The organism is Plesiomonas sp. (assembly GCF_051650925.1).
In the GTDB taxonomy this organism is placed as follows: Bacteria; Pseudomonadota; Gammaproteobacteria; order Enterobacterales; family CAMTGL01; genus Plesiomonas.
The window spans coordinates 1-4368 of record NZ_JBOFRH010000423.1 but is presented as its reverse complement, the minus strand read 5'-3'; the positions used below and the strand labels follow the sequence as shown (position 1 = coordinate 4368).

At 43.0% G+C, this 4368-nt stretch carries 7 protein-coding genes; 5 read left to right on the top strand and 2 right to left on the bottom strand.

Annotation, left to right across the window (positions count from 1 at the left end):
- Both ACRC27_RS10090 and ACRC27_RS10085 read left to right on the top strand, forming a co-directional pair.
- A partial coding sequence (locus ACRC27_RS10090; protein WP_438639807.1) for a hypothetical protein occupies window positions 1-181 on the top strand: 181 nt, incomplete at its 5' end.
- 55 nt (window positions 182-236) lie between these two features.
- Entirely contained in the window at window positions 237-572 is a 336-nt protein-coding gene (locus tag ACRC27_RS10085; protein WP_438621917.1) for an HdeA/HdeB family chaperone, read from the top strand.
- Here the strand turns inward: ACRC27_RS10085 and ACRC27_RS10080 are convergent.
- Window positions 554-757 (bottom strand): hypothetical protein, encoded by a 204-nt coding sequence (locus ACRC27_RS10080; RefSeq protein ID WP_438621918.1) that lies wholly within the window; start codon window positions 755-757, stop codon window positions 554-556. The two genes, ACRC27_RS10085 and ACRC27_RS10080, sit on opposite strands and share 19 nt — an antisense overlap.
- 169 nt (window positions 758-926) lie before the next feature.
- Between ACRC27_RS10080 and ACRC27_RS10075 the strand changes: the two genes are divergently transcribed.
- Complete coding sequence (locus ACRC27_RS10075; RefSeq protein ID WP_438639806.1) at window positions 927-1229, top strand: YciI family protein; 303 nt, start codon at window positions 927-929, stop codon at window positions 1227-1229.
- 209 nt (window positions 1230-1438) lie between these two features.
- Window positions 1439-1822 carry a type II secretion system pilot lipoprotein GspS-beta gene (gene gspS2, locus ACRC27_RS10070; protein ID WP_438621920.1) on the top strand — a complete coding sequence of 128 codons (384 nt, stop codon included), beginning with the start codon at window positions 1439-1441 and terminating at the stop codon, window positions 1820-1822.
- Window positions 1823-1951: 129 nt separating this feature from the next.
- Here the strand turns inward: gspS2 and ACRC27_RS10065 are convergent, their stop codons facing one another.
- Window positions 1952-2668: a TIGR01621 family pseudouridine synthase gene (locus ACRC27_RS10065; protein WP_438630268.1), complete on the bottom strand. Its 717-nt coding sequence runs from the start codon at window positions 2666-2668 to the stop codon at window positions 1952-1954.
- 153 nt (window positions 2669-2821) lie between these two features.
- Between ACRC27_RS10065 and cls the strand changes: the two genes are divergently transcribed.
- Window positions 2822-4291, top strand: a complete 1470-nt coding sequence (cls, locus tag ACRC27_RS10060) for a cardiolipin synthase (RefSeq protein WP_438630270.1) — start codon at window positions 2822-2824, stop codon at window positions 4289-4291.
- The last annotated feature ends 77 nt before the right edge of the window (window positions 4292-4368 follow it).

Below are 4368 nucleotides of genomic sequence, written 5' to 3'. Positions count from 1 at the left end.
TTACGCTTTTACCTGTACTGCTGCTTTTATTTCACTGCTATCTTTTTGTTTATCTTTTACATTTATCCGCTTTAATACCCTCTGCATAAGATTATTACGCACAGCAATAACCCTATACAAAGAACATCTTTTGTTATCTTTTATCGCATTGCTGCCATCAACCTTTAGCGTTATTGTTTAAATCATCAGCTCTCATTAACATTTTGCTGTTAACTTATACGCTAAGGGCTCAAACAATGAACAAGAAAACTATGTTAAGTGTTGCATTTGCTGCACTGTGTTTTTCAGGTGCTTCTTTCGCTGCCACAGCACCTACAGCGCCTGCACCACAAGATATGACCTGTAAGGATTTCCTGTTACTTAATCCACAAGCTCAAACTCCAATGGCGTTTTGGGTAGCAAATGCCGATACCGATTATAAAAATGGTGATTATGTCGATTCACAAGTTGTCGGCTCTATCACACCCATGATTATTCAAGAGTGCCAAAAAAATCCACAACAAAAAATCAGTGCTATGAAAACTAAAATTCATCAAAAAGCCGCAGAATTGCGTCAAGCTGCCGCAAAATAACCGTTGAGATTAGCTAACTCGCTCTCACTATTTATTTTTGATTTTTTGGTTTCACTGATCAGAACCGTTGATTTCTCGTATCTGAAAATGGCGGTGTCGAAAATAACCGAAAAAAGCAGAGAGGTGTCATCTGTATACCTCTCTGCTTTTTTATCTTCTTTCCCTGAATACATAAATTTATTCACTGTCATCTCACGGTTTAAATCACACCGTGGCAATAAAAACACTCACTCATCACGATAAACCACTTCATCTGTGTTATTAAAGCATGTTATAGAAAGTATGATGTGTGTGGCATACCGCACAATATAGGCTCAGGCTCAACATCACCCTTTTCCCTATGAAGGATCTATTATGCTTTATGTTATTTTTGCTGAAGACGCTCCCAATAGTCTGGAAAAACGCCTTGCAGTTCGTCCACAACACCTTGCCAGATTACAGCTATTGCAACAAAGTGGTCGGCTTTTTGTGGCGGGGCCTAATCCGGCAATAGACCAACAAGACCCAGGAAGTGCCGGTTATAGCGGCTCAACAGTCATTGCTGAATTTGATGATTTAGCCAGTGCAATACAGTGGGCAGATGCAGACCCTTATACAGTAACCGGTGTATACCAACGTGTTACCGTAAAACCGTTTCGTAAAGTTTTGCCGGAATAAGCATTAAAAGCACAGTATTTACCGACAGCGCGAATATAAGTAAGTAACCAACAAATACGGGTTATACGTTGACTATTTTGATTACACCGTGGTCATGCTATAACCCAGTATATATTGTATACTGACACCACTGTGTCTACCGGCGCTCAATCCTATTTGTCGGTATAACCACTATATTAATATGTTCTTATATAGGTAATTAACCGCCCATGTTACGTCGACTCTGCTGTTCACTTATTATTTTGGCACTTGCCGGATGCGCCGCATCACAGTCACAACGCGAGGCTGAAGATCTTGCCGCTATGCAAGTTAATAAGCTAACTAAATATCTGCCGATGCAATCAGATGGCTACACACTGGTAGTTGCCAACAAATTAGTCAGCAATATTAAACTGATTTTTATACAGGATAACCAACAAAAACCGCAGGATCAGTCACCCAGCCAGTTTTTAGGCGCATATAAAATGCAAATGTGCGGCAGCCCTGAAATCCGTCACTTACTGACTAAAGGTGTCACCTACGCAATCACAGTGAACAATTTGCAAAGCCAGCCGGTTGGTCAACTAGCACTTGATAATAACAGTTGCCCATAGCCGCAACGTCACGGGTACTGATGAGTTCACATCAATACCCGTGAGCCACAAATACACCGAGAAAACAGGTGATCAAACAGCAAAATTCAGAACAATATTGCCGGAAGGATTAAGAGAATACTGTAACGTTTAATCTTCCAAATCATCAGTTATCACTCCCCCTTCAGGCAGAGACACTGATGGCCAAGGCAGATCCCACGGGGTTTGCCACTGTGCTAGCTGCGCCAGTACTGCAGCATGTAAAAACCACTCTCCACACTCAGGCAGAGCGCTGATCGCATAACACTCACCTTGGTAGGTAAAACGCAGTTGCCACGCATGTAAATAACCGCGATCGGCCTGACTTTGTGCGTACAGCGGATCACCTAAAATAGCTGCACCGACACTTTTCAATGCTACCCGTATTTGGTGAGTTTTTCCCGTTGCTGGTTTCACAATAAACAGACGCTTTCCTGTTCCGGTACCGGCACTAAAAAATTGTGTAACCGCAGGATTATGCAGGGAAGAGAGCAGTTTCCAACTACTGCGCCGAGAGCGCTGCATATCTCCGGCAACTTTCCCCTGTTTACGCTGTGGTTGTTTATCTGAGATCGCAATATAGAACTTCTCAACCTGACGTTGGGCAAAAAGACCCGATAACGCTGCAGCAGCCGAGGCATTCAGTGCTAAGATAAGAAGGCCTGATGTCATTTTATCTAAACGATGCACCAACCATACCCGATCAACACCCAACTGTTGTGCAACTTGTGTGGTTAACCCCACAACCTCATCATCACGGTGTACGCTGATACCCGCAGGCTTATTAAGAACAATAAAATCAAGGTGTTGAAAAACGATAGAAAACATGAATACCCCACAGATAGTAGGTAAATTATACTCCTGTCGCACACAGATAAAAATTCAGAAGTAACAAATTCACATAGTTTATACAGTCAGAACAGTTTCACCAAACCGTATAAATACTTAAACTACTGAAAAAAAAGACAAAGCTGGCGTAGGATGAAATATTTTTCTGACATAATTAATATCGTCGACTGGATACTTATTTTTGGCTACTGGCTGCTCGTTGCAGGCGTAACCTTTAGGGTATTAATGAAGCGCCGTACCGTTGCCGTTTCTATGGCATGGCTGCTGGTTATCTATATTTTACCGTTATTGGGTATTGTTGCTTATTTACTGTTTGGTGAGCTCTACCTTGGCTCACGGCGAGCAGCCCGCTCACAGGCAATGTGGAAACCATTTTCAGACTGGTTTAATAAACTCAGCCAGTGTGATCAACTGGTCAATTTAAAATCCAGCCATACCGCAGCACCATTATTTAATTTATGCCGCCGTAGGCTTAAAACCCCCTGTATCAATGGCAATAAGCTCAATTTATTTACCACGCCCAATGATATTTTAAAGGCTATCACCCACGATATCTCTCTAGCCACCCATACTATTTCAATCGTATTTTATATCTGGAGCAATGGCGGTCTCGTTGATAACGTGGTGAATGCACTGCTTGATGCCGCTAAACGGGGTGTAAAATGCCGCGTAATGCTTGACTCAGTCGGCAGTGTAAAATTCTTTCGCAGCCAATATCCACGCCTGTTTCGTACTGCTAATATCACGCTAATAGAAGCTCTGCACGTCAATCCACTACGTGTTTTTCTACGCAGAATGGATCTTCGTCAGCACCGTAAAATCATTATTATCGATAACGCCATTGCCTATACCGGCAGTATGAATATGGTTGACCCACACTTTTTTAAGCAAGATGCCGGTGTCGGCCAGTGGGTTGATATGATGGTGCGAATTGAAGGGCCTGCAGCCTCAGCACTAAACTGCATTTATGCGTGGGATTGGGAAGTTGAAACCGGTGAGCGCCATCTGCCCTCTTTGCCCAATTGTCCGCTGTTGCCCATCACACAAGATAATGCGCATGCCGTACAGGTATTAGCTTCGGGGCCCGGTTTTCCTAAAGATCTGTTACCACAAGCACTGTCTACGGCCATATTCTCTGCACGTAAACGTATCGTGATGACAACACCGTATTTTATCCCCGATGACAGCCTGATGCTGGCACTCTGTTCAACCGCTTCACGTGGTGTACAAATTGATATTGTACTACCTAAACACAATGATTCTCTGATGGTCGGCTGGGCAAGCCGAGCATTCTTTGATGAATTACTTACCGCAGGTGTCAGAATTCACCAATTTGAAGATGGTCTGCTGCATGCCAAAAGTCTGCTTATTGACGATCATCTCAGCCTTGTTGGTACAGTAAACTTAGATATCCGCAGTATGTGGCTCAATTTTGAAGTCACCATTGCTATTGATGATACCAACTTTGGTGAGCGGCTGGGCATTGTGCAGGATGACTACATCGCCCGCTCTACCCTGCTCAATATCAACCAGTGGGCCCAGCGCCCGTTATTGCATAAAATTACCGAGAAGATGTTTTACTTCTTTACCCCACTGCTCTAATAACGCTATTTTTTTAACGAAAATAGAGCAGGCAATAAACAGCTCGCAATCAAGAATAGTTCGTATTATCATAAATG